The following is a 19,286-nucleotide window of genomic DNA, read 5'->3' as shown; positions in this document are numbered from 1 at the left end:
CACCACACCGGATAAAATTACAGATTAAGGGAAAGCTCCAATGCCAATAATCCGCAAAAGCCTGCTCCAACTGATTTTTTCCGGTTCATTCATGAAAAGGTGGAATGACAAACTCCGCCCCATGGAAATGGTCGAGGTGGACAAGCAGGCCCATAAGATGATCGCCGCATGGATTCTCTTTGTCCTTAACGGAGAGAAACTCGAACCTCGGGAGAAAATCAGGCTGGGTAATGAAATCGTAGAAGGGGGCATCTTTGAATACCTCTTCCGCATGGTCATTACCGACATCAAACCTCCGGTCTTTTACCGGATCAAAGAGAATCCTGAACATTACCAAAAGCTTTCCAAATGGGTTCTCAAGCAGCTCAGGCCCAGACTAATGCCCCTTGGAAAGGATTTCTGGGATCGACTCACCGATTACCACCTCAATCCCGATGAAAATTCCCTTTCACGCCAGATTCTTGATGCCTCACACATGTACGCCAGCTATTCCGAGTTCAAGCTGCTCAAGCACCTCAACCAGATGGATGATGAACTGGTTGGAATCGAACAAAGCTTCATTGACCGCCTGAAAGCATATTCCGGCCTCGATGGAGTAAACGAACTCCTCCATTCCGAAACAACACCGCTGGGCAGGTTTGCCGACCTCTGCGGACGGCTACGCTTCCAGACCCGCTGGTCCCAGACCCCGCGTGTCCCAGAAACATCAGTTCTCGGACACGTCTTCATTGTCGCCACGTTCGCATGGTTTTTCAGCTTGGAAAAAGGAGCCTGCCCCGCCAGACGGCAAAACAATTTCTTTACCGGTCTTTTTCACGATATGCCGGAATTGCTGACCCGGGACATTATCTCCCCGGTAAAAAAATCAGATCCCACCATTGGCGAACTAATCAGGGAATACGAAGAGCAGGAGATGGAAAGACGGATCATGGCTCCGCTGAAAGAAAACGGTTACGATCAGATAGCAGCCAGGCTAGGCTATTTTCTTGGAGTGGAAACAGGGTCTGAATTCGATGCGGCAGCACTTATCGGCGGTTTTGCAAAAAAAATCAGCACAGAAGAACTTGATGCCCGCTACAATGATGATTCCTACGACCCAAAGGACGGAGAGCTGCTTAAGCTCTGCGACCATCTGGCTGCTTTCATGGAAGCATACAATGCACTGCAAAACGGAATTACTTCCCCGCACCTGCATCAGGCATACTGGCGCATAAGTCAGAGCTACATGGAAAATCCGGTAGTAGCCGGGATTCACGTGGGACCGCTGCTGGCTGACTTTGAATAATCCATTTTGCATGAATGGGCGAAATATGGTTTAACTACTGTGAAGAATTAACGTTTGCTGACAAATTCAAAAGAATCAAACGTCTGACCGGTAACTACAGGACTGATCAAAAAGGAGAAATAGATGCTGCTGAGAAAAAGAGCTTGGGACATAATGAATGAAGAATTTTCCACTATTGAAGACTCTGCAAGCCTTGCTGAGGCAGTACGTTCTCTCCGGGACAGTATGAAAGAGATGCCGGACAATCATATTGTGGTGGTAAAAAAGAAAAACGGTTCCCTGCGGGGTGTTGTTTCCATCTGGACCTTGCTCAAGGCAGTGGAAGACATGGTTCTTAAAGATGAAGACCTGACCCTGACTGAAGAAGCGGATTGGGACAGGGCATTCAAACGCGCCGGGACAGCCTGCTGCTCCGCATCGCTTGATAATCATATCGAAGAAGATGTTGTCATCCTTAAACCGACCGACCCCATGCTGGTAGTACTTGAAATCTTTCGTAAAAAGAAAAGAACCTGGGCGCTGGTGCAGGAAGGCGGAAACATCATCGGCGTGGTGCTGCTAAGTGATGTTTATCGCGAAGTTACTCGCGATCTGGTTCAGCAGTTTTAATGCCTCCGGCTGGTCTGCCGACGGCCTCTGCGAGGTCCAAAGAAATATATAGCTTGGCTTCGTCACTAGCTACTATCAAATAATTTGCTATAAAAACGGCCCTGTTTTCATGATGAAAACAGGGCCGTTATTTTTTTCAGGAACCAAATCTATTTCTTCAAAGTCATGGCCCAAGCTTGAATATTCTTGGTCACTTCCGGATCGTAAGCCTTGTCCTGTGAAATCATCGCCGCAGCTTTCTGCGCATCAATAGCTTCGGCAAAAGGACGCTTGGTAATCATGGCGCAATATGAGTCAACTGCAGCGATAATACGGCCCAGCTGACTGATATCACGCCCTGATTTCTTCTGAGGGTATCCTTTACCATTAAGCTTTTCGTGATGCTCGATAACGCAAGCCTCTATTTCCTTGTACTTCAGGTCAAGCTTGGTAAGCATTTCATAGCCGAGCATGGGATGCTTATCCACTTTCTGGCGCTCATCCGTAGTCAACGGTTTAGGCTTTTCGCGGATAAACAGAGGGATCTTACTCATACCCAGATCATGCAGAAAAAAACCGGCGGTTAGTCTGTCAAAATGGTTTCGACTGATATCACCACTGGAAAAATTCTTACCCTTCATGCGGATAAAAATAGCAAGCGCCAGTACACCACAATTTACGCTGTGCTGGGCAAGGGTGTGTTCTTTGTGCAGTCTTTTGGCGAGAGCCTTGATCCGGTAAGGGTCATTCCACAGATATTCAGTGAGGACCATCAGGTCAGCCCAGAGCTTATCGGTAACAGCCGCAACAGGCTGATCCAGAAACTCATTCATACGCATGGTCAGCGCTTCGATGAAAATATCCGCAATCTCACTTTCCTTGAGGTTACGGTCGATGAGCACGAGGTCCAGCTGATAGGCTATGTGCTTTACATAAACAGGATGATCTTTACGTGAAACAAAGATAAAGCCATCTTTTACCAGTCCGGCCAGTTGCTCAATCTGTTCTTTGCTGAGCCGTCCGCCCACCTTGTAATATGGCGCGATACGCCCCACATCTTCCATGAACATAAATATATCTAAAGGCGGTCTGAATTTGTTGAAGCTCTGAAGAATATCGGGGCTGATCTGGTAATATTCCTCGTTTAAACCCTCGGGAACATCCATTCTACTTGCACTCATATTTGAACCTTACCCTCATCACTTATAAACGACTGAAACAATTATATTTAGCATCTTGCGGTCAGAAAAAAATCCAAGATTACCACTCAAGACTAAGCCCAACCGGACTCTAGCTGTAAAAAATCGTTTAAATCTTAGTTTTCAACTGCCCTATAGCACTCATATCCATATTCGTGAAGTCTGTGTCCGACATGTTCCAATTTTTATCTATTATTTTTAAAAAAAATGTAAACTTTTTTTCTCCATTTCTTAATTCTTTCTAAGGTCCGTATATATAAGCTTTTAGAAGTACAAAAATCCCCTTCAAGCATTGAAAACAGCTTGTTTTCAACCCTTTTATTTTAGAAGGGGGTCTTGACTTTTTCCCCATTTTCACACACAGGTGGTGAGACGGGGGGAATTGGTGGTAAATCTGTGTGATTGAGTGGTAGAAAAATGAAGTTCAGAGGTCATGCACATAGAAGCATGGATGCCAAAGGCAGACTGATGCTTACGCCGGAGTACCGGGATCAGGTTTATTCTGACTCCCCGGACGGCTGCGTGACCTTGACTATTTTCGAAGGAAATATAGTCGGCTTCACACCACCGGACTGGGCGATACTTGAAGAAAAACTCACAAGTATCAAGAGCCCCAGCCGGAAGCTCAGAAATTTCATCCGAATAATCATATCAGGTTCCGAAGAAGTAAGCCTTGATAAACAAGGCCGAATCACCATCCCTTCCTATTTGCGGAAAAGCGGTAAACTCGACAAGGACGTGGTCCTTGCCGGAGTCGGCGACAGATTTGAAATCTGGGACAAGCGGGAATACGAAGCCCTGCTTGAACAGGATTTTGATGATGTCTCAGATGAGCTGGCTGAATGCGGAGTTGAACTCCCGTTCTAGCCTGTTTTCGCTATTCCGTCCCACTGACACAGTCACTGATTTTTTAAACTTGATTTTCAAAACCGCCATTGGTTTGCCCCGCTCCCCCCAGAGTTAAGGCCTGAACCGTGAAACGTTTTTGGATCAGGAAATTATGGAAAGCAAGAAATTAATACCTGAAGAGGTCCACACTTCCGTCCTGCTGAATGAGGTCATTGAATGGCTGGCTCCCAAACCCGGAGGCCGCTACCTTGACGGTACCCTCGGCATGGCCGGGCATTCCAGCGCAATTTTAAAAATCGCTGGTGAAGGTGCAGAACTGGCCGGATTGGACCGCGATGAGCAGGCCCTTGAACTGGCAGGCGAACGTTTAGCACCCTTCGGCGACCGTGCGCACAGATTCCATCTTGCTTTCAGTAAGTTTGAAGCAGCCCTTGATGAACTGGGCTGGGACACTGTTGACGGGGTTGTCCTTGATCTCGGTGTTTCCTCCCTGCATCTGGACCACGCCGAGCGCGGATTCAGCTTCATCAAGGATGGACCGCTGGACATGCGCATGGACCCGGCAGGCGGAATGCCCCCGGCTTCTTCCATTGTTAACAAAGGTTCATACTCCGACCTGAACAGGATTTTGAAACTGTACGGCGAAGAACCTCTGGCCTCCAAGATCACCAAGGCGATCATTGCGGCACGGGAAGAAGAAAAAATTACCACCACCCTGCAGCTGGCCTCCATTGTGGAAAAAGCATACCCGGCCAAACGCAGGGCATTGTCACGGACACATCCGGCGACAAAAACTTTTCAGGGATTGCGCATTGCCGTGAACTCCGAACTGGAAGAATTGAAAACTTTTCTGGACCGGATTCCGGAAAGGCTCAGCCCCGGCGCAAGGGTCGCGATCATATCCTTCCATTCATTGGAAGACCGTATCGTGAAAAAGACCTTTAAAGCCCAGTCGCAAAGCTGTGACTGCCCGCCCATGCAGCCCATCTGTACCTGCGGGAAGGTTAAGCTGATGAACGTGCTGACCAGAAAACCAGTTCTTCCCACCGAGGAAGAGATGAAGGTCAACACCCGCAGCCGCAGCGCAAAACTCCGCGTAGCCGAAAGGACCGGAGAAGACGGGTAACAGCCATGAGTGATTCCAAGGGAATAGCCATGGCCATGGCCCTGACCATGGGATCGGCACTCATACTGGGGCTGGTTTCGGTCTGGCTGAACATCGAGCGGGTCGACAGGGCCTATGAGCTGCGGCGAATGGAAAAACGGCTCGATGAACAGGAAGCTCTGGCGGCAAAGCTGGAAGTAGAAAAAAACAATCTGCTCTCTCCCATAAGGTTGAGGGAGCTGGCAAAAGAATACGGTTTCGGACCGGCCTCGCAAGGGCAGATTAGAAGACCCGCGAACAAGGCGAAACCATAGCTGAAAAAACAGGGAGCCCTAAACAATGGCTAAAAGGAAAAAAGAAAGCCTGAAGGCGAGCAGAAACAAGCTGCTCTTCGTCATGGTCCTTTTCGCCCTTGTATGGACAGGTCTCTTGGGCAGGGCTGCATGGCTGCAGCTGTTCAAAGGGGCTGATCTGTCACGCATGGTCTCCCGCCAGCATCTTGCTGCGGAACTGGAACGCGGAGAACGCGGTTCCATTTATGACCGCAACGGCAACCTGCTGGCAACCAGCGTTGAAGCCTCATCCGTGTACATCCGCCCGGTCAAAGTTACCGATGTGGACGGAACGGCCTACAAGCTTTCAAAAATTCTCGGCATCTCACAAGCGAAGCTGAGAAAAAAACTGTCCCGTAAGTCGAACTTCATCTGGATCAAGCGGCAGATCAATGACCGCATTGCCCAGAAAGTCGAACAGGCCAAATTACCCGGTGTGTACCTGACCACGGAATACATCAGGCTCTATCCCAACAACTACCTTGCAGGGCAACTGCTGGGTTTTTCCGGGATCGACGGTAACGGACTTGAGGGACTGGAAAAAGAATTTAATGACCGTCTTGCAGGCCGCAAGGCGCAGTTTGTTGTGCAGCGTGATGCATCCGGCCGCAGGCTCTATCTTGATGCCATGGGCCGAGAAATGGATGTACGCGGCAAAGACATCCACCTGACCATTGATTCACACCTGCAGTCAGTAACTGAAAACGCACTGGCTGAAGCGGTGAAAAAATACAATGGCAAGTGGGGGTCTGCCATAGTTGTTGAAGCAGCATCCGGTGATGTTCTGGCAATGGCCAACTTCCCGCTCTTCAACCCCAACATTTTCCGCACAAGTGCCCCTAATATCTGGAGGAACCGTGCGGCTCTTGACGTTCATGAACCGGGTTCAACCTTCAAGCCCTTCCTCATGGCTGCGGCACTTGAACACAAGGTTGTAACTCCGGAGAAGCTCTTTGATTGTGAAAACGGCCGCTGGAAAATCAACGGTAAGTACATCAAGGACACCCATAAGGAAGGGTGGCTCCCGGTGCACAAAATCCTGCGATACTCCAGCAACATCGGCTGTGCCAAGATCGGACTGGAACTGGGAGTGCAGAACTATCATAAGTTCATCACCGACCTCGGATTCGGTCACAAGACCGGGCTGCCGATTCCCGGTGACCGCAAAGGCCTGATCCGCCCTGCCGCCAAATGGAATGAAATAGACCTGGCTGCCGGATCATTCGGGCAGGGTGTCGGCGTTACCACCGTGCAGATGGCGAAAGCTTTTCTGACCATAGCTAACAAAGGTGTTGAAAAACCGCTCAGATTGGTGCAATACCCCCGCTCCGATCAGGAAGATCAGCCTAAACGCATCTTCAGTGCGGACGTGGCTGAAAAAGTACTCGCAATGATGCGCGAGGTTGTGCAGGACGACGGAACCGGACGTAAAGCCAGAATCAGCGGAACCACCGTAGCAGGCAAAACCGGAACCGCTCAGAAAGCACACAGGAAAGGCGGATACGGCACAGAATACATAGCCTCTTTTGTGGCTCTGGTACCGGGGTACAACCCCGATTACATCGTCTACATGATGGTAGATGATCCGAAACCGAACCACTACGGCAGCACTGTTGCTGCCCCGGCAGTAAAAGAAATTATGACTCAGACCCTTGCCTACTACGGCAAGTTGCCTGAGCACCGTAAGCCGACTCCTGTTATGGCTGCCGGACAGACTTTCACTGCTATGCCCAAAAAGGCATTACGTGCTACTCCGGCGAAAATTACCGCTTCCGGGGATAAGGTACCTGATTTGAAAGGAATGCCCATTCGCAGGGCAATTGAAATATTGGTCCAGAAAGGATTTGTCCCCAAACTTAAAGGACAGGGGATGAAAGTAACCAAACAACTGCCTGCCGCAGGAGCCAAATGGCCCGAGGACAAAAAGGCGGAAATGGTACTCTGGGTTTCTTAGTTAAAGGAAATTTTTATGTCGAAAACAGTACTGAATAAAGCAAAATGGGACGCACTTCTCGCCAAGGTCGGCGAGGGGTTGATGGTCCAGACAGATTCACGGGAAGTCCGCGAAGGTGATGTATTTGTCGCCATTTCCGGTCCTCTTAGTGACGGTGCTGATTTCGTGCCTCAGGCACTTGAAAAAGGTGCCGCTTACATCGTTTGCGAGAAAGAAGTTGAAACCGGTTCTGCTGAGCTGATATCCCACCCATCCCCCCGTGAAGCTCTGGGCGAACTGGCAATGACTTATTTCAAAACCGCAGACAGCAAGATCAAGCTGGTGGGCATAACCGGAACAAACGGCAAGACCACCACCACATACCTGATCGAACAGCTGCTTTCTTCCGCAGGGATGAAAGTGGGCGTACTCGGAACAGTCAGCTACCGCTGGCCCGGATATGAACAGGAAGCCCCGCTGACAACCCCCGGTTGCTGGCAGCTGCACGAAATGCTCGCCAAGATGGACGAAGCAGGTGTGGATGTAGCAGTTATGGAAGTTTCATCCCATGCTCTGCACCAGAACCGTGTTTGCGGTCTTAAATTCGATGCTGCAGTAATCACCAACGTCACTCAGGACCACCTCGATTACCACGGAGACATGGAAGAGTACTTCAAGGCAAAATGCATGCTCTTCCAGCACTACCCCAGCGCACTCAAGCGAGGCATCATCAACTTCGATGATCCCTTCGGAAGACGTCTGCTGGAATGCTACTCCCCGGCAATCGGTTACGGCATGGACGCTTCCTGCGCCACAGGCTGCAAATCCCTGTGCGGCGAGATGGTCTCCTGTACCGGTGACGGCATGCGCCTCAAAATGACCTGCGATGGCGAACAGTGGGAAATCGAAACCGACCTTATCGGTAAGTTTAACGGTTCCAACCTGCTGGCAGCACAGGCTATCGGCCTGCACATGGGGCTTACTCCCAAGCAGATGAATGTTTTCAAAGAGTTTGACGGGGTTCCCGGAAGGCTCGAACGGGTCCGCAATGATCAGGGACTCAACATTTTCGTGGACTATGCCCACACCCCGGATGCGCTGGATAACGTCCTGCGTACCCTGAAGGACCTTGATTTCAACAAGGTCATCACTGTGTTCGGCTGCGGTGGAGACCGCGACCGGGCCAAACGTCCGCTAATGGCTGAAGCTGCCTGTCGCTATTCCGATGTGGCGGTGCTGACCTCAGACAACCCGCGCACCGAAGATCCCATGCAGATCATCGACGATGCCCGGCCCGGACTCAAAGGCTGTGACCACGTCATCGAAGAGGTTGACCGTGCCGATGCGATTCGCAAAGCGGTTGCGGAAATGACTGAGGATGACGTGCTGCTCATCGCAGGCAAGGGACACGAAACATACCAGATTATCGGTACGGAAAAGCGGGACTTCAGCGACAGCGAAGAAGTCTTAAAGGCAATTAAGGAGATTTACGGTTGAAGCTGACCTTATGTGAACTCGAAGAACAGCTCATGGGGAGCAGCGATCTACCCTCTGCGGCAGACATCGAAATCGCAGCCGTGCGTATTGACAGCAGGCTTGTGAAGAAAGGTGATGTCTTCTTCTGCATTGAAGGGGAAAATTTTGACGGCCACAACTTTGTCCAGCAGGCTTTTGATGCCGGGGCAGTTGCGGTTGTTGTTTCCCAGTTCATGCCCGAATTTGAGGACAAGCCTACTATCATGGTCAAAGACACCGTTCAAGCTCTTGGCCGTGTTGCCGCATACTGGCGCATGAAATCCCATGCCCGCATGATTGCCGTTACCGGTTCAGCAGGAAAGACCACGGTCAAGGAAATGCTTGCCCATGTGCTTTCAGGTTCCGGATCCGTACATAAGAATTTCATGAATCTGAACAACCAGCTCGGATTGCCCCTGTCCATGCTCGAAGCTACAGGCGAAGAGACATACTGGGTCATGGAACTGGGTATCAGCCTGCCCCATGATATGGGCGAACTGGGCCCCATTGCCCAGCCCGACATGGCAATTGTTCACAACATCGGGCCTGCACACCTTGAAGGACTCGGATCACTGGAAAACGTGGCTGATCAGAAATCGTCACTTTTCAAATACATTCGCCCCGAAGGTGTAGCACTGTGCTGCAAGGATCACGAACTGCTCTGGGAAGCAGCAAATAAAATATCCAAGCCTGTTCCTTTTTCTTCACAGGATGAGAACGCAGAGTACTACAGCACCCTGCTGCATACCCTGCCTGACGGATCCGGAAGATTCCTGATCAAGGCCGGGGAAGAAACAGCGGAAGTTATTCTGCCTACCTGCGGTTCCCATTTTGCGGAAAATGCAGCAGCGGTAACTTGCGCCGCCCATCAACTGGGCATGGAATTGACCGAGATAGCGGAAAGGCTGGCAACAGTTGAACTGCCCAAGCAGCGCTTCCACTGCCACACCCACGGAAAATGGACACTTATCGATGACTCATACAATGCCAACCCGCTGTCCATGAACCGTGCCATCGACACCGCCAAACGCATTGCCGATGACAGACCGCTGGTTCTGGTACTCGGAGATATGCTGGAGCTTGGTGAAGAAGCTGGCTGTGCACATTGCGACCTCGGCAGCAAAATTGCCGAAACCAAGCCGGACGCAACATTCTATCACGGCAAGCACTACTCAGAAGTGGCCTCACAGACAAACGGGTCCACTTTGGTTCCGGTAAAACAGCCTATCGAATTTCTGAATGGAATACATGAACTGGGTCTCAGTGATGCGGTGGTCCTCTTTAAAGGGTCGAGGTCCTGCCACATGGAAGATTACTTCTACGCACTGAACAACGACATTAACGGGGAGAACGAAGGAGACAAAGCATGATCTATCATTTTCTAGTTCCCCTGAGCGCGCAAATCGGAGCATTGAATGTATTCCGTTATATAACTTTCCGCTCCATCTACGCCCTGCTGACCGCACTGGTTATCACCATTGTGCTCGGTCCCATGATGATGCGCTGGCTGCAGAAAATCAAATGCGGACAGTACATTCAGGACGAAGTCGGCGAACTGCATAAATGCAAGGCCGGAACCCCGACCATGGGCGGCTTGCTGCTCGGATTCGGAGTGCTGGTTTCCACCCTGCTCTGGGCTGACCTGACCAACATTTACGTCTGGCTGACCATGCTGGTCTTTGCCGGATTCGGCCTGGTCGGTTTTGTGGACGACTACACCAAGATTCGTGGCAAGCAGAACAAGGGCATATCCCCCAAAGCCAAGCTTCTCGGACAGTTGCTGGTGGCCGGAACAGCTGTAGGACTGCTGATCATGCAGCCTGCCTATTCAACTGAACTGGCAGTACCGTTCTTTAAGAATTTCACCCCCGACCTCGGCTGGATGTATCTGCCGTTCGCTCTGCTGGTCATGATTGGAGCATCCAACGGGGTTAACTTGACAGACGGACTGGACGGACTGGCTATCGGACCTTCCATCACCAGTGCCACCTGTTATGCTTTTTTTATCTACATTGCCGGACATATCGGCATGGCAAACTACCTCAACGTTCCGCATGTTCCGGGAGTTGGTGAGGTTACAGTCTTCTGCGGCGCACTGGTTGGCGCAGGGCTCGGTTTCCTCTGGTACAACGCTTATCCGGCCCAACTTTTCATGGGCGATGTAGGTTCCTTAAGTATCGGCGGCGTGCTCGGTTTCATCGCCGTACTCTGTAAGCAGGAATTACTGCTGATCATCGTCGGCGGTGTCTTCGTATTCGAGACCATATCGGTGATCATGCAGGTCAGTTATTTCAAGGTCAGCGGCGGCAAACGGATTTTCCGCATGGCACCGTTGCACCACCATTTTGAACACAAGGGAGTACCGGAATCAAAGATCGTAATCAGATTCTGGGTCATCTCTATTTTAATGGCTCTTATGGCCTTAAGTACCTTGAAGATCAGGTAAAGGATGTTATGGACAGCGCATTTGTAGAACAGGTCACTTCGACCCGCATGTTCACCGGAAGGCTGGCAGTTGTAGCCGGAGCCGGAAGATCAGGTCTTGCCGCAGCAAAACTGCTGCACAAGCTCAAGGCCACCGTGCGCATTGTGGACAGCAATGAAAACCTGACCGAAGACATCCTTGAAGGTCTCGGCCCGGACGCCCAGCTCATGACCGGACCGTTCTGCGAAGAACAGTTCGCAGGAGCTGATGTGATAGTCGCCAGCCCTGGTATTCCGGCTCGCAACATCGCTCCGTTTATCGGAAACCTTCCGGAAAGAGCCATCATTTCCGAGCTGGAACTGGCCTCATGGTTTGCTAATGAGCCCAAGATTGCCATCACCGGAACCAACGGCAAAACAACGACCACAGCGCTTATTAAGCACATTCTGGAAGAGTCCGGTAGAACAGCATTCGCAGGAGCCAACTACGGCACTCCCCTTTCCGAATTCATCTACGAAGACGGCAAGGCTGATGTACTGGTTCTCGAAGTATCCAGCTTTCAGCTCCAGAACTGCCGCTTATTCAGACCGCAGGCAGCCATCCTGCTTAATATTTCGCCCAACCACCTCAACTACCATGAGGACATGGATGAGTACCTGCAGGCCAAGCTGAAAATTTTTGAACGCCAGAGTGAAGACGAACTGGCGATTCTGCCCGCAGACATGAAGGGCGAACTTGATCCGGCAAGCTTTACCAAGGCCGAGGTCAAATGGTTTGACGGTTCGACCTTTGAAGAACAGCCCAACCTTCCCGGCAAGCACAACTGTCTCAATATTGAAGCAGCATGGCTGGCACTGGAAAAGATTGGATTGACCCGCGAAGAATTTGAAGCAGGGATGAAAACTTTTGTCGGAAAACCGCACCGTATTCAGGATATCGGATCGGTGGACGGCATTCGCTTCATCAACGATTCCAAGGGCACCAACCTTGATGCAGTCCGTGCTGCACTGAACAGCTTTGACGGTCCGGTCCGTTTGCTGCTGGGCGGCGTTTTCAAAGGTGGCGACGTCAGGGAAATCATTCCTGCCATGCGCGGTAAGGTTGCCGAAGTCGGGCTTTTCGGAGCAGGACGCGAACACTTTGAACCTGCGCTCAAGGATGAATTCAAAATTTCATGGCACGAAAACCTTGAAAAGGCTGTGCGTGCCCTTTTTGCAAATTCCAAAGCAGGAGACACAATCCTGCTTTCCCCGGCAACTGCAAGCTTTGACGCTTACACCGGGTACCCTGCCAGAGGCGATGATTTTAAACGGATCATGGAGGCACTGTCTTGAATAAGAAAAAGAACCTCTCCGGTAAACCTGAGCGCTTAGATTACTGGCTGCTGGCCGCGGCATTGCTGCTGGCCTGCTTCGGACTGATGATGGTCCTTTCCGCCAGTGGCATCATGGCCGAGCGTTTCTTTGACGATAAATACCTCTTCTTCAAGAAGCAGGCGGTATTTCTCGTGATCGGAACCTGCATGATGTACATCTGCTCCCGTTTGCCCAAAGGCTTTTTCTACAACATGGTCTACGTCTGGCTCATGGCTGCCTTCGTGCTCCTGCTGCTTTGCGATTTCTCACCGTTATCGGTAGCGGCAGGGGGTGCAAAACGTTGGATCGCTTTGGGACCGCTGCGTATTCAGCCGCTGGAATTCTGCAAACCCGCGCTGGTGCTTTATCTGGCTTACTTTTTCTCACGCAAGCAGGAACTGATTAAGACCTTCAGCGTAGGCTTTCTGCCGCCATTTGCTATTACCGGCGCGCTCTGCCTGCTGCTTATGATGCAGCCGGACTTCGGCGGCTCGGTCTTTTTGTGCATGATCTTATTTTTTATGAGTCTCGTGGGCGGAACCCGAATCAGCTATCTGCTGACATCACTGATTTTCGCAGGTGGAGCGGGATATATGCTGATTACCAGCTCCCCATACAGACTTAAACGCATGACCGCATTCATTGATCCCTTCAAGTCCGCGCACGAGGAAGGCTACCAGCTGGTGCAGTCCCTGTATGCCTTCGGTTCGGGGAATATCTTCGGGCAGGGACTGGGTGCAGGTAAGCAGAAACTTTTCTTCCTCCCTGAAGCGCACAACGACTTCATCATGGCAGTTGTGGGTGAGGAACTGGGCTTTCTAGGTGTACTGGCTGTATTCGCAGTCATCGGTTTCCTTGTCTGGCGCGGATTTAAAATCGCTCTGGCTCAGGACGATCTGCAGGACCGTTTCACCGCATACGGACTTACCATCATGCTTGCTCTGGGCTTCTGCCTGAACCTCGCGGTGGTAATGGGAACCGTACCGCCCAAGGGCGTACCCATGCCTTTCGTCAGCTACGGTGGATCAAGCTTAATGATCTCCTGCATCTGCATAGGCATCCTCCTCAATCTTTCAAGGGGGAAAGTCTGATGAAACGCATTGTCCTGACCACCGGCGGCACCGGGGGACACGTTTTCCCCGCACTGGCCGTTGCCCATGAGATCAAAAACCGTTTCCCGCAATGCGAGATTCTCTTTATCGGCGGCAAGGGACCGGAGCGGGAAATGGTTGAACGGGCGGGAATATCCTTTAAGGGACTCCCGGCAAAAGGTGTTCTGGGCGGCGGCATCAAAAAAGTTTTCAGTTCGCTCTGGATTGTATCTGCAATGATCATGGCACTGAAGGAAATTGCTTCTTTCAAGCCTGATGCAGTTATCGGATTCGGCGGATACGCCGGATTCTGTCCGGTACTGGCAGCTTGGCTGCTTGGTGTACCCACAGCTATCCACGAACAAAACAGCGTTCCCGGAGTGACCAACCGCATTCTGGGCAAAGTTGTAAAAAGAGTTTTCGCCTCCTTTGAGGATAGGAACGGATCATTTCCCGCAGCTAAGACCGTTGTGGTGGGTAATCCGGTCCGTAAAGAGATAATCGACTCCGGCAACTGTGCGGATACAAAGACAGTACTGGTCTTTGGTGGAAGTCAGGGCGCGGCAGCCATTAACGATGCCGTCATCGATGGCCTTGCCAAGCTGAAGGAAGCGGGTATCAGCCTGCGCCACCAGACCGGAAAAGCTGATTTTGAAAAAGTCCGCAAAGGTTACGAGCAGAACGGCATGGATACCGGAAAGGTTTCCCCGTTCATACACAACATGGGCGAAGCATATGCCGAAGCTTCACTCGTTGTATGCAGAGCCGGAGCATCCACTGTTTTCGAAGTAGCGGCAGCGGGCAAGCCAGCCATCTTTATCCCGTTTCCGCACGCCACCCACGACCACCAGACCGGGAACGCCCGTTCTCTGGCTGATCTGGGAGCGGCAGAACTCATTCCGCAAGCTGAACTTGGCGGAAACAGGCTGGCCGATGAAATTATTAAACTGATTGCGGATCAGGACAGGTTGAAAGGCATGGGAAGCAAGGCCCTTTCATTTGCCCGGACTGATGCGGCCTCCGCTATCGCGGAAGGCGTTGGAGATATTATTAGAATGAAAACAGTGAGAGGTGCAGCATGATCGCAGCAGAAGGACCGAGTGTACCCTTAGTAACGGACACCGCATGTCCCATCATGCGCAGCAGAGTTGGCAACATCCACATGATCGGTATCGGCGGCTCAGGCATGAGCGGCATTGCCGAAGTATTGATCAACATGGGCTTCACCGTGACCGGTTCCGATCTGGCGGCCGGTGCCCCCGTGAAACGTCTGCTCAAAATGGGAGCGCAGGTCTTTATCGGACATGGCGCGGACAATGTTAATGACGCCGATGTAGTGGTCAAATCCACAGCAATTTCTGACGACAACCCGGAATTGGTAAAAGCTCGCGAACTGGGTATTCCCATCATTCCCAGAGCGGAGATGCTGGCCGAACTCATGCGCCTGCGCACAGGTATCGCAGTTGCGGGAACCCACGGCAAAACAACTACCACCTCTCTGCTGGCAACAATTTTCACTGAAGCCGAGCTGGACCCCACAGTCATCATCGGCGGCAGGCTGAACACCTTCGGCAGTAACGCCCGTCTTGGTGACGGACAGTTCCTCATCGCCGAAGCGGATGAATCCGATGGATCATTTCTCTGCCTCGCGCCGATCATCACTGTGGTGACCAACGTGGATAAAGACCACCTTGATTTCTACGGCGGTCAGGAAGCTATTGATGAATCATTCCGCAAATTCATGAACTCCATTCCTTTCTATGGAATGAACGTTGTTTGCGGTGATGATCCGGGCGTGCAAAGACTGCTGCCCTCCATCAAGCGTCCCTGCATGACTTACGGTTTGAACAAGGGCAACAGACTGCGCGGTGAAATCCTGTCCTGCGAAGTTCGCTCCCTGTTCAAAGTCTACCTTGATGAAAAACTTCTCGGTGAAGTTTCCCTTGCCCAACCCGGTAAGCACAATGTGCTTAACGCTCTGGGAGCCATCGGGGTTTCCCTTGAAGCAGGACTTGACCCGAAAGTGATCCTTTCCGGTCTCTCCAACTTCATGGGTGTCGGTCGCAGATTTGAAAAGAAAGGCGAATCCAAAGGCATCCTCGTGGTGGACGATTACGGTCACCATCCGGCAGAAATTCAGGCCACTATTGAAACCGCCAAATCCTGCTTTCCGCAGCGCAGGCTGGTTGTGGCATTCCAGCCGCACAGGTTCACCCGCACCGAGGCCCTGTTCGGAGAATTCTGCAAGACCTTTGAAAAAGCAGATGAACTGCTGCTGACTGAAATCTATCCCGCATCAGAAGATCCCATTCCGGGCGTAAACGGAATGTCTCTTGCGCAGGGTATCAGACAGGTCAGTGACACCAAGGTCCGCTTTTACCCGGACTTTGAAATGATGCAGAACGAACTGCCCAATATCCTCAAACCCGGTGACCTGTTCATCACTCAGGGTGCAGGCTCTATCTACACTGTGGGCGAAAAGTTTTTGAAATATCTGGAAGAGGACGGCGAAAAAGTTCTCAAGCCGGAAGAAATAACAGCTTTATAACGGAAACGTATATATGACACTGGAATTGCTTCATAAACCGAGCATGGCGCAGCTCACCTCACTTGGCATTGGCGGAAACGCCCGTGTTCTGGCAAAGGTGCGCGATGAAGCCGGTCTTGAAGAACTTTCCCGCTTTGTTGAGCGAGAAGGTTCCGATCTGCTTGCCATTGGTGAAGGAAGCAACATGCTCGCCGGGGACGGGGAACTGAACCTCGCCCTTGTGCAGGTGGCCTGTGAACGTAAAGCAGAGGCGCACATTTCCGGCACCAACGTGCTGGTCCCTGCTGACATGCGTTTGCCGGGGCTGCTTTCAGTGCTCATTAAAAACGGTCTTTCCGGTATGGAAGGACTGGCAGGGATTCCCGGTTCAGTCGGCGGTTCCATAGCCATGAATGCCGGATCATACGGGACCGATATGCAGGCTTCCGTCAAGCGGATTCGAATCTGGACTCCTTCAAAAGGACTTTTCTGGAAAGAGGCAACAGAACTGGAATGGGGCTACCGCCACTTTTCCATTGGCTCAGAGAGTCAAAGTGAAGATGAATTCTTTCTGGTCTGGGAAGTCGAATTCGAACTTTCGAAGTCCACAGAAGAAGAAGTCCGGGCACGGATCAAAGAAACTTTTGAAAAGAAAAAAGCAACCCAGCCTGTCACTGCCAAGACAGCAGGGTGCGTTTTCAAGAATCCGGAAGGATACAGCGCGGGCAAGCTGCTCGACGATGCCGGATTCAGAGGCAGAAACCTCGGCGGTATGGGCTTTTCTGAAATGCACGCCAACTTCCTTGAAAACAAGGGCGGGGGTACCGCAGTTCAGGCACTGGAACTCATGTCGCAGGCAACCGAAGTCGTGGCTGAAAAATTCGGCGTCACTTTAAAGCCGGAGGTCATAATACTGTCATGAGCGTAGCAGGACTGAACAAGAACAGGCTGAACCTGAGTAAATCAGGCAAAAAAAAGGCCAGCCGCAACAAGACCAAGAAACGCAAGAGTACTTCGCAGCCGATCGGTGGAATTTTCGCCGCTCTGGTGCGCAAGATTTGCATTTCCGGAGCCTGTCTGCTGGTGCTGGCTATGGTCGGTATAGGCTGTCTCGCCGGTTACCGCTGGGTCACCGCCCTGCCCTATTTTGCGTTGCAGGACATCAAGGTCAGCGGGAACCATCGCTTGAGTTACGGCGAAATCCTGAACATAGCCGATGTGAACCTGAACAAGAACAGCCTTGCGGTGAACATCAGCGAAGTGGAAAGCAGGCTCAGCGACAATCTCTGGATCAAGTCCGCCGCGGTCAGAAGGCAACTTCCCGCAAAGATGCAGATTCATATTCGTGAGAAGAAGCCCCGCTTTATGGTCCGCCACAATGACGCTCTTTATTACTGCGACAGCAACGGCGAACTTATTGCTCCGGTAGCTCCGGGCAAGTTCAGCTCCCTGCCGTTTCTCAATATTGAGTCTGAAGCCATGGACAAGGCGGACATTCTGCCGGAATTCATGAACATGCTCAGCAAACGTGAGCTGCCATTTGATCCGGGGCAGATTGCCTGGATTGATATCAAAGGCGGCAACCGCATGGAAATTTTTATGGACAGGCTCGGCCTTACGGTGCTGCTGGGCCTCGACAACTGGCAAGAACAGCTTTCACACCTGAACACAGTTTGGAAAGACCTCAAGAATAGGGGGGAGTTCAGGGACGTGGCAGTCATTTCAACCGGGAAAAACAGGGTCTGGGTTGAAAAACGCAGTTCCGGGAAATGATTGTCGCAAACGGCAATACCCCGAATTTATAAGGATGATGAGGAGAAAAAATTATGTCCAAGTCTGATCTGATCGTCGGCCTCGATGTCGGCACCACAAAGATCTGCGCAGTTGTGGGAGAACCCACCGCGGACGGAGTCGACATTGTCGGCATCGGCACTGCCCCGTCCACAGGACTGCGCAAAGGCGTGGTGGTCAACATTGAGCAGACAGTACAGTCTATCAAGAAGGCTCTTGAAGAGGCTGAACTCATGGCCGGCTGCGAAATCCGCTCCGTATACGCGGGCATCGCAGGCAGCCACATCAAAGGTTTCAACAGCCACGGCGTTATTGCTGTAAAAGGCGGCGAAGTAACCCAGAAGGATGTCGACCGGGTTATCGATGCAGCCAAAGCAGTAGCCATTCCTCTGGACAGGGAAGTGATTCACACCCTGCCGCAGGAATACATTGTTGACGATCAGCGCGGCATTGCCGATCCGCTGGGCATGGCCGGTGTGCGCCTCGAAGTAAAGGTCCACATCGTCACCGGCGCGGTAACCTCTGCACAGAACATCATCCGTTCCTGCCACCGTTCAGGGCTGGACGTTTCCGACATCGTTCTTGAATCACTGGCTTCAAGCAAGGCCGTTCTTTCCGAAGAGGAAAGAGAAATCGGCGTTGCCATAGTGGATATCGGGGGTGGTACCACTGATCTGGCAATCTTCGCCAATGATTCAATTAAACATACTTCTGTTATTGCCCTCGGCGGTAACAACCTGACTAACGACATTGCATTCGGGCTGAGAACGCCCATGGGGTCTGCGGAACAGATCAAAGTCAAATACGGAACCGCGCTCACCGATCTGGTCACTACTGACGAGACCATTGACGTGCCTTCCGTAGGCGGCCGCGATCACCGCAAAATGTCCAAGAGAGTACTGGCTGAGATCTGCGAACCTCGTTGTGAGGAAATCCTGTCACTGGTTGATCAGGAGCTGGTCCGCAGCGGGTACAAAAATATGATTGCAGCCGGGGTAGTTCTCACCGGAGGCACATCTCTCGTGGACGGAATGCAGGAACTGGCGGAGCAGATTTTTGATCTGCCGGTCCGCATTGGCTATCCCGCTGGCGTGGGAGGCCTTAAGGATGTTGTCAGCAGTCCCAAATACGCCACTGCAGTAGGGCTGCTCATGTACGGCGCGGAAAAAGAAGGCAGCTCCGAGCAAGTCTTCAGAATCCGTGACGAAAATGTTTTCAACCGCATTCTGGGCAGGATGCGCAAATGGTTCACTGACATCGCATAAAAGATGTAGCGCCATTGAAGGTTGGC

Annotated in this window: 17 protein-coding genes; 16 read left to right on the top strand and 1 reads right to left on the bottom strand. The window is 51.6% G+C overall.

Going from position 1 to position 19,286, the window contains the following annotated elements; translation table 11 throughout:
- Positions 1-40: 40 nt before the first annotated feature.
- Positions 41-1,285 (top strand): HD domain-containing protein, encoded by a 1,245-nt coding sequence (locus DESAL_RS03525; RefSeq protein WP_015850588.1) that lies wholly within the window; start codon positions 41-43, stop codon positions 1,283-1,285.
- Positions 1,286-1,408: 123 nt separating this feature from the next.
- Entirely contained in the window at positions 1,409-1,894 is a 486-nt protein-coding gene (locus tag DESAL_RS03520; RefSeq protein ID WP_015850587.1) for a CBS domain-containing protein, read from the top strand.
- Between the two features lie 149 nt (positions 1,895-2,043).
- Here the strand turns inward: DESAL_RS03520 and DESAL_RS03515 are convergent, their stop codons facing one another.
- Positions 2,044-3,054: an HD-GYP domain-containing protein gene (locus DESAL_RS03515; RefSeq protein ID WP_041721625.1), complete on the bottom strand. Its 1,011-nt coding sequence runs from the start codon at positions 3,052-3,054 to the stop codon at positions 2,044-2,046.
- A 435-nt stretch (positions 3,055-3,489) separates the two neighbouring features.
- Here DESAL_RS03515 and mraZ point away from each other — a divergent pair, with 435 nt between their 5' ends.
- The 14 genes from mraZ to ftsA all read left to right on the top strand — a co-directional run bounded on the left by mraZ (position 3,490) and on the right by ftsA (position 19,260).
- Positions 3,490-3,939 (top strand): division/cell wall cluster transcriptional repressor MraZ, encoded by a 450-nt coding sequence (gene mraZ / locus DESAL_RS03510; protein WP_015850585.1) that lies wholly within the window; start codon positions 3,490-3,492, stop codon positions 3,937-3,939.
- 133 nt (positions 3,940-4,072) lie between these two features.
- Entirely contained in the window at positions 4,073-5,047 is a 975-nt protein-coding gene (gene rsmH / locus DESAL_RS03505; protein WP_015850584.1) for a 16S rRNA (cytosine(1402)-N(4))-methyltransferase RsmH, read from the top strand.
- 5 nt (positions 5,048-5,052) lie between these two features.
- Entirely contained in the window at positions 5,053-5,340 is a 288-nt protein-coding gene (locus DESAL_RS03500) for a hypothetical protein (protein ID WP_015850583.1), read from the top strand.
- A gap of 25 nt (positions 5,341-5,365) precedes the next feature.
- Entirely contained in the window at positions 5,366-7,312 is a 1,947-nt protein-coding gene (locus DESAL_RS03495; protein ID WP_015850582.1) for a penicillin-binding transpeptidase domain-containing protein, read from the top strand.
- Between the two features lie 15 nt (positions 7,313-7,327).
- On the top strand, positions 7,328-8,788 hold the full coding sequence (locus DESAL_RS03490) for a UDP-N-acetylmuramoyl-L-alanyl-D-glutamate--2,6-diaminopimelate ligase (RefSeq protein WP_015850581.1): 1,461 nt from the start codon (positions 7,328-7,330) through the stop codon (positions 8,786-8,788).
- Positions 8,785-10,176: a UDP-N-acetylmuramoyl-tripeptide--D-alanyl-D-alanine ligase gene (locus DESAL_RS03485; protein ID WP_015850580.1), complete on the top strand. Its 1,392-nt coding sequence runs from the start codon at positions 8,785-8,787 to the stop codon at positions 10,174-10,176. The genes DESAL_RS03490 and DESAL_RS03485 overlap by 4 nt, the downstream gene beginning before the upstream one ends.
- Positions 10,173-11,252 carry a phospho-N-acetylmuramoyl-pentapeptide-transferase gene (mraY, locus tag DESAL_RS03480; protein ID WP_015850579.1) on the top strand — a complete coding sequence of 360 codons (1,080 nt, stop codon included), beginning with the start codon at positions 10,173-10,175 and terminating at the stop codon, positions 11,250-11,252. The genes DESAL_RS03485 and mraY overlap by 4 nt, the downstream gene beginning before the upstream one ends.
- A gap of 8 nt (positions 11,253-11,260) precedes the next feature.
- Complete coding sequence (gene murD / locus DESAL_RS03475; protein ID WP_015850578.1) at positions 11,261-12,565, top strand: UDP-N-acetylmuramoyl-L-alanine--D-glutamate ligase; 1,305 nt, start codon at positions 11,261-11,263, stop codon at positions 12,563-12,565.
- Positions 12,562-13,677, top strand: coding sequence for a putative lipid II flippase FtsW (gene ftsW, locus DESAL_RS03470; protein ID WP_015850577.1), 1,116 nt, complete (start codon positions 12,562-12,564; stop codon positions 13,675-13,677). The genes murD and ftsW overlap by 4 nt, the downstream gene beginning before the upstream one ends.
- Positions 13,677-14,759: an undecaprenyldiphospho-muramoylpentapeptide beta-N-acetylglucosaminyltransferase gene (gene murG / locus DESAL_RS03465; RefSeq protein WP_015850576.1), complete on the top strand. Its 1,083-nt coding sequence runs from the start codon at positions 13,677-13,679 to the stop codon at positions 14,757-14,759. Before ftsW ends, murG begins: the two co-directional genes overlap by 1 nt.
- A 53-nt stretch (positions 14,760-14,812) precedes the next feature.
- Positions 14,813-16,225: a UDP-N-acetylmuramate--L-alanine ligase gene (gene murC, locus DESAL_RS03460; RefSeq protein ID WP_015850575.1), complete on the top strand. Its 1,413-nt coding sequence runs from the start codon at positions 14,813-14,815 to the stop codon at positions 16,223-16,225.
- 13 nt (positions 16,226-16,238) lie between these two features.
- Complete coding sequence (gene murB, locus DESAL_RS03455) at positions 16,239-17,126, top strand: UDP-N-acetylmuramate dehydrogenase (RefSeq protein ID WP_015850574.1); 888 nt, start codon at positions 16,239-16,241, stop codon at positions 17,124-17,126.
- Positions 17,123-17,977, top strand: a complete 855-nt coding sequence (locus tag DESAL_RS03450) for a cell division protein FtsQ/DivIB (protein ID WP_015850573.1) — start codon at positions 17,123-17,125, stop codon at positions 17,975-17,977. Before murB ends, DESAL_RS03450 begins: the two co-directional genes overlap by 4 nt.
- Positions 17,978-18,030: 53 nt before the next feature.
- Positions 18,031-19,260, top strand: coding sequence for a cell division protein FtsA (gene ftsA, locus DESAL_RS03445; protein ID WP_015850572.1), 1,230 nt, complete (start codon positions 18,031-18,033; stop codon positions 19,258-19,260).
- The last annotated feature ends 26 nt before the right edge of the window (positions 19,261-19,286 follow it).

Source organism: Maridesulfovibrio salexigens DSM 2638, assembly GCF_000023445.1.
Lineage (GTDB): Bacteria > Desulfobacterota > Desulfovibrionia > Desulfovibrionales > Desulfovibrionaceae > Maridesulfovibrio > Maridesulfovibrio salexigens.
This window is presented reverse-complemented; position numbering and strand designations above follow the sequence as displayed.

What these genes read in the sequence shown, in the direction of transcription:
- DESAL_RS03500 (WP_015850583.1), top strand. Translation starts at nt 5,053, where the DNA reads ATGAGTGATTCCAAGGGAATAGCCATGGCCATGGCCCTGACCATGGGA.
- DESAL_RS03490 (WP_015850581.1), top strand. Translation starts at nt 7,328, where the DNA reads ATGTCGAAAACAGTACTGAATAAAGCAAAATGGGACGCACTTCTCGCC.
- DESAL_RS03520 (WP_015850587.1), top strand. Translation starts at nt 1,409, where the DNA reads ATGCTGCTGAGAAAAAGAGCTTGGGACATAATGAATGAAGAATTTTCC.
- mraY (WP_015850579.1), top strand. Translation starts at nt 10,173, where the DNA reads ATGATCTATCATTTTCTAGTTCCCCTGAGCGCGCAAATCGGAGCATTG.
- murB (WP_015850574.1), top strand. Translation starts at nt 16,239, where the DNA reads ATGACACTGGAATTGCTTCATAAACCGAGCATGGCGCAGCTCACCTCA.
- mraZ (WP_015850585.1), top strand. Translation starts at nt 3,490, where the DNA reads ATGAAGTTCAGAGGTCATGCACATAGAAGCATGGATGCCAAAGGCAGA.
- DESAL_RS03450 (WP_015850573.1), top strand. Translation starts at nt 17,123, where the DNA reads ATGAGCGTAGCAGGACTGAACAAGAACAGGCTGAACCTGAGTAAATCA.
- murC (WP_015850575.1), top strand. Translation starts at nt 14,813, where the DNA reads ATGCGCAGCAGAGTTGGCAACATCCACATGATCGGTATCGGCGGCTCA.
- DESAL_RS03515 (WP_041721625.1), bottom strand. Translation starts at nt 3,054, where the DNA reads ATGAGTGCAAGTAGAATGGATGTTCCCGAGGGTTTAAACGAGGAATAT.
- murD (WP_015850578.1), top strand. Translation starts at nt 11,261, where the DNA reads ATGGACAGCGCATTTGTAGAACAGGTCACTTCGACCCGCATGTTCACC.
- ftsA (WP_015850572.1), top strand. Translation starts at nt 18,031, where the DNA reads ATGTCCAAGTCTGATCTGATCGTCGGCCTCGATGTCGGCACCACAAAG.
- DESAL_RS03495 (WP_015850582.1), top strand. Translation starts at nt 5,366, where the DNA reads ATGGCTAAAAGGAAAAAAGAAAGCCTGAAGGCGAGCAGAAACAAGCTG.
- DESAL_RS03525 (WP_015850588.1), top strand. Translation starts at nt 41, where the DNA reads ATGCCAATAATCCGCAAAAGCCTGCTCCAACTGATTTTTTCCGGTTCA.
- rsmH (WP_015850584.1), top strand. Translation starts at nt 4,073, where the DNA reads ATGGAAAGCAAGAAATTAATACCTGAAGAGGTCCACACTTCCGTCCTG.
- murG (WP_015850576.1), top strand. Translation starts at nt 13,677, where the DNA reads ATGAAACGCATTGTCCTGACCACCGGCGGCACCGGGGGACACGTTTTC.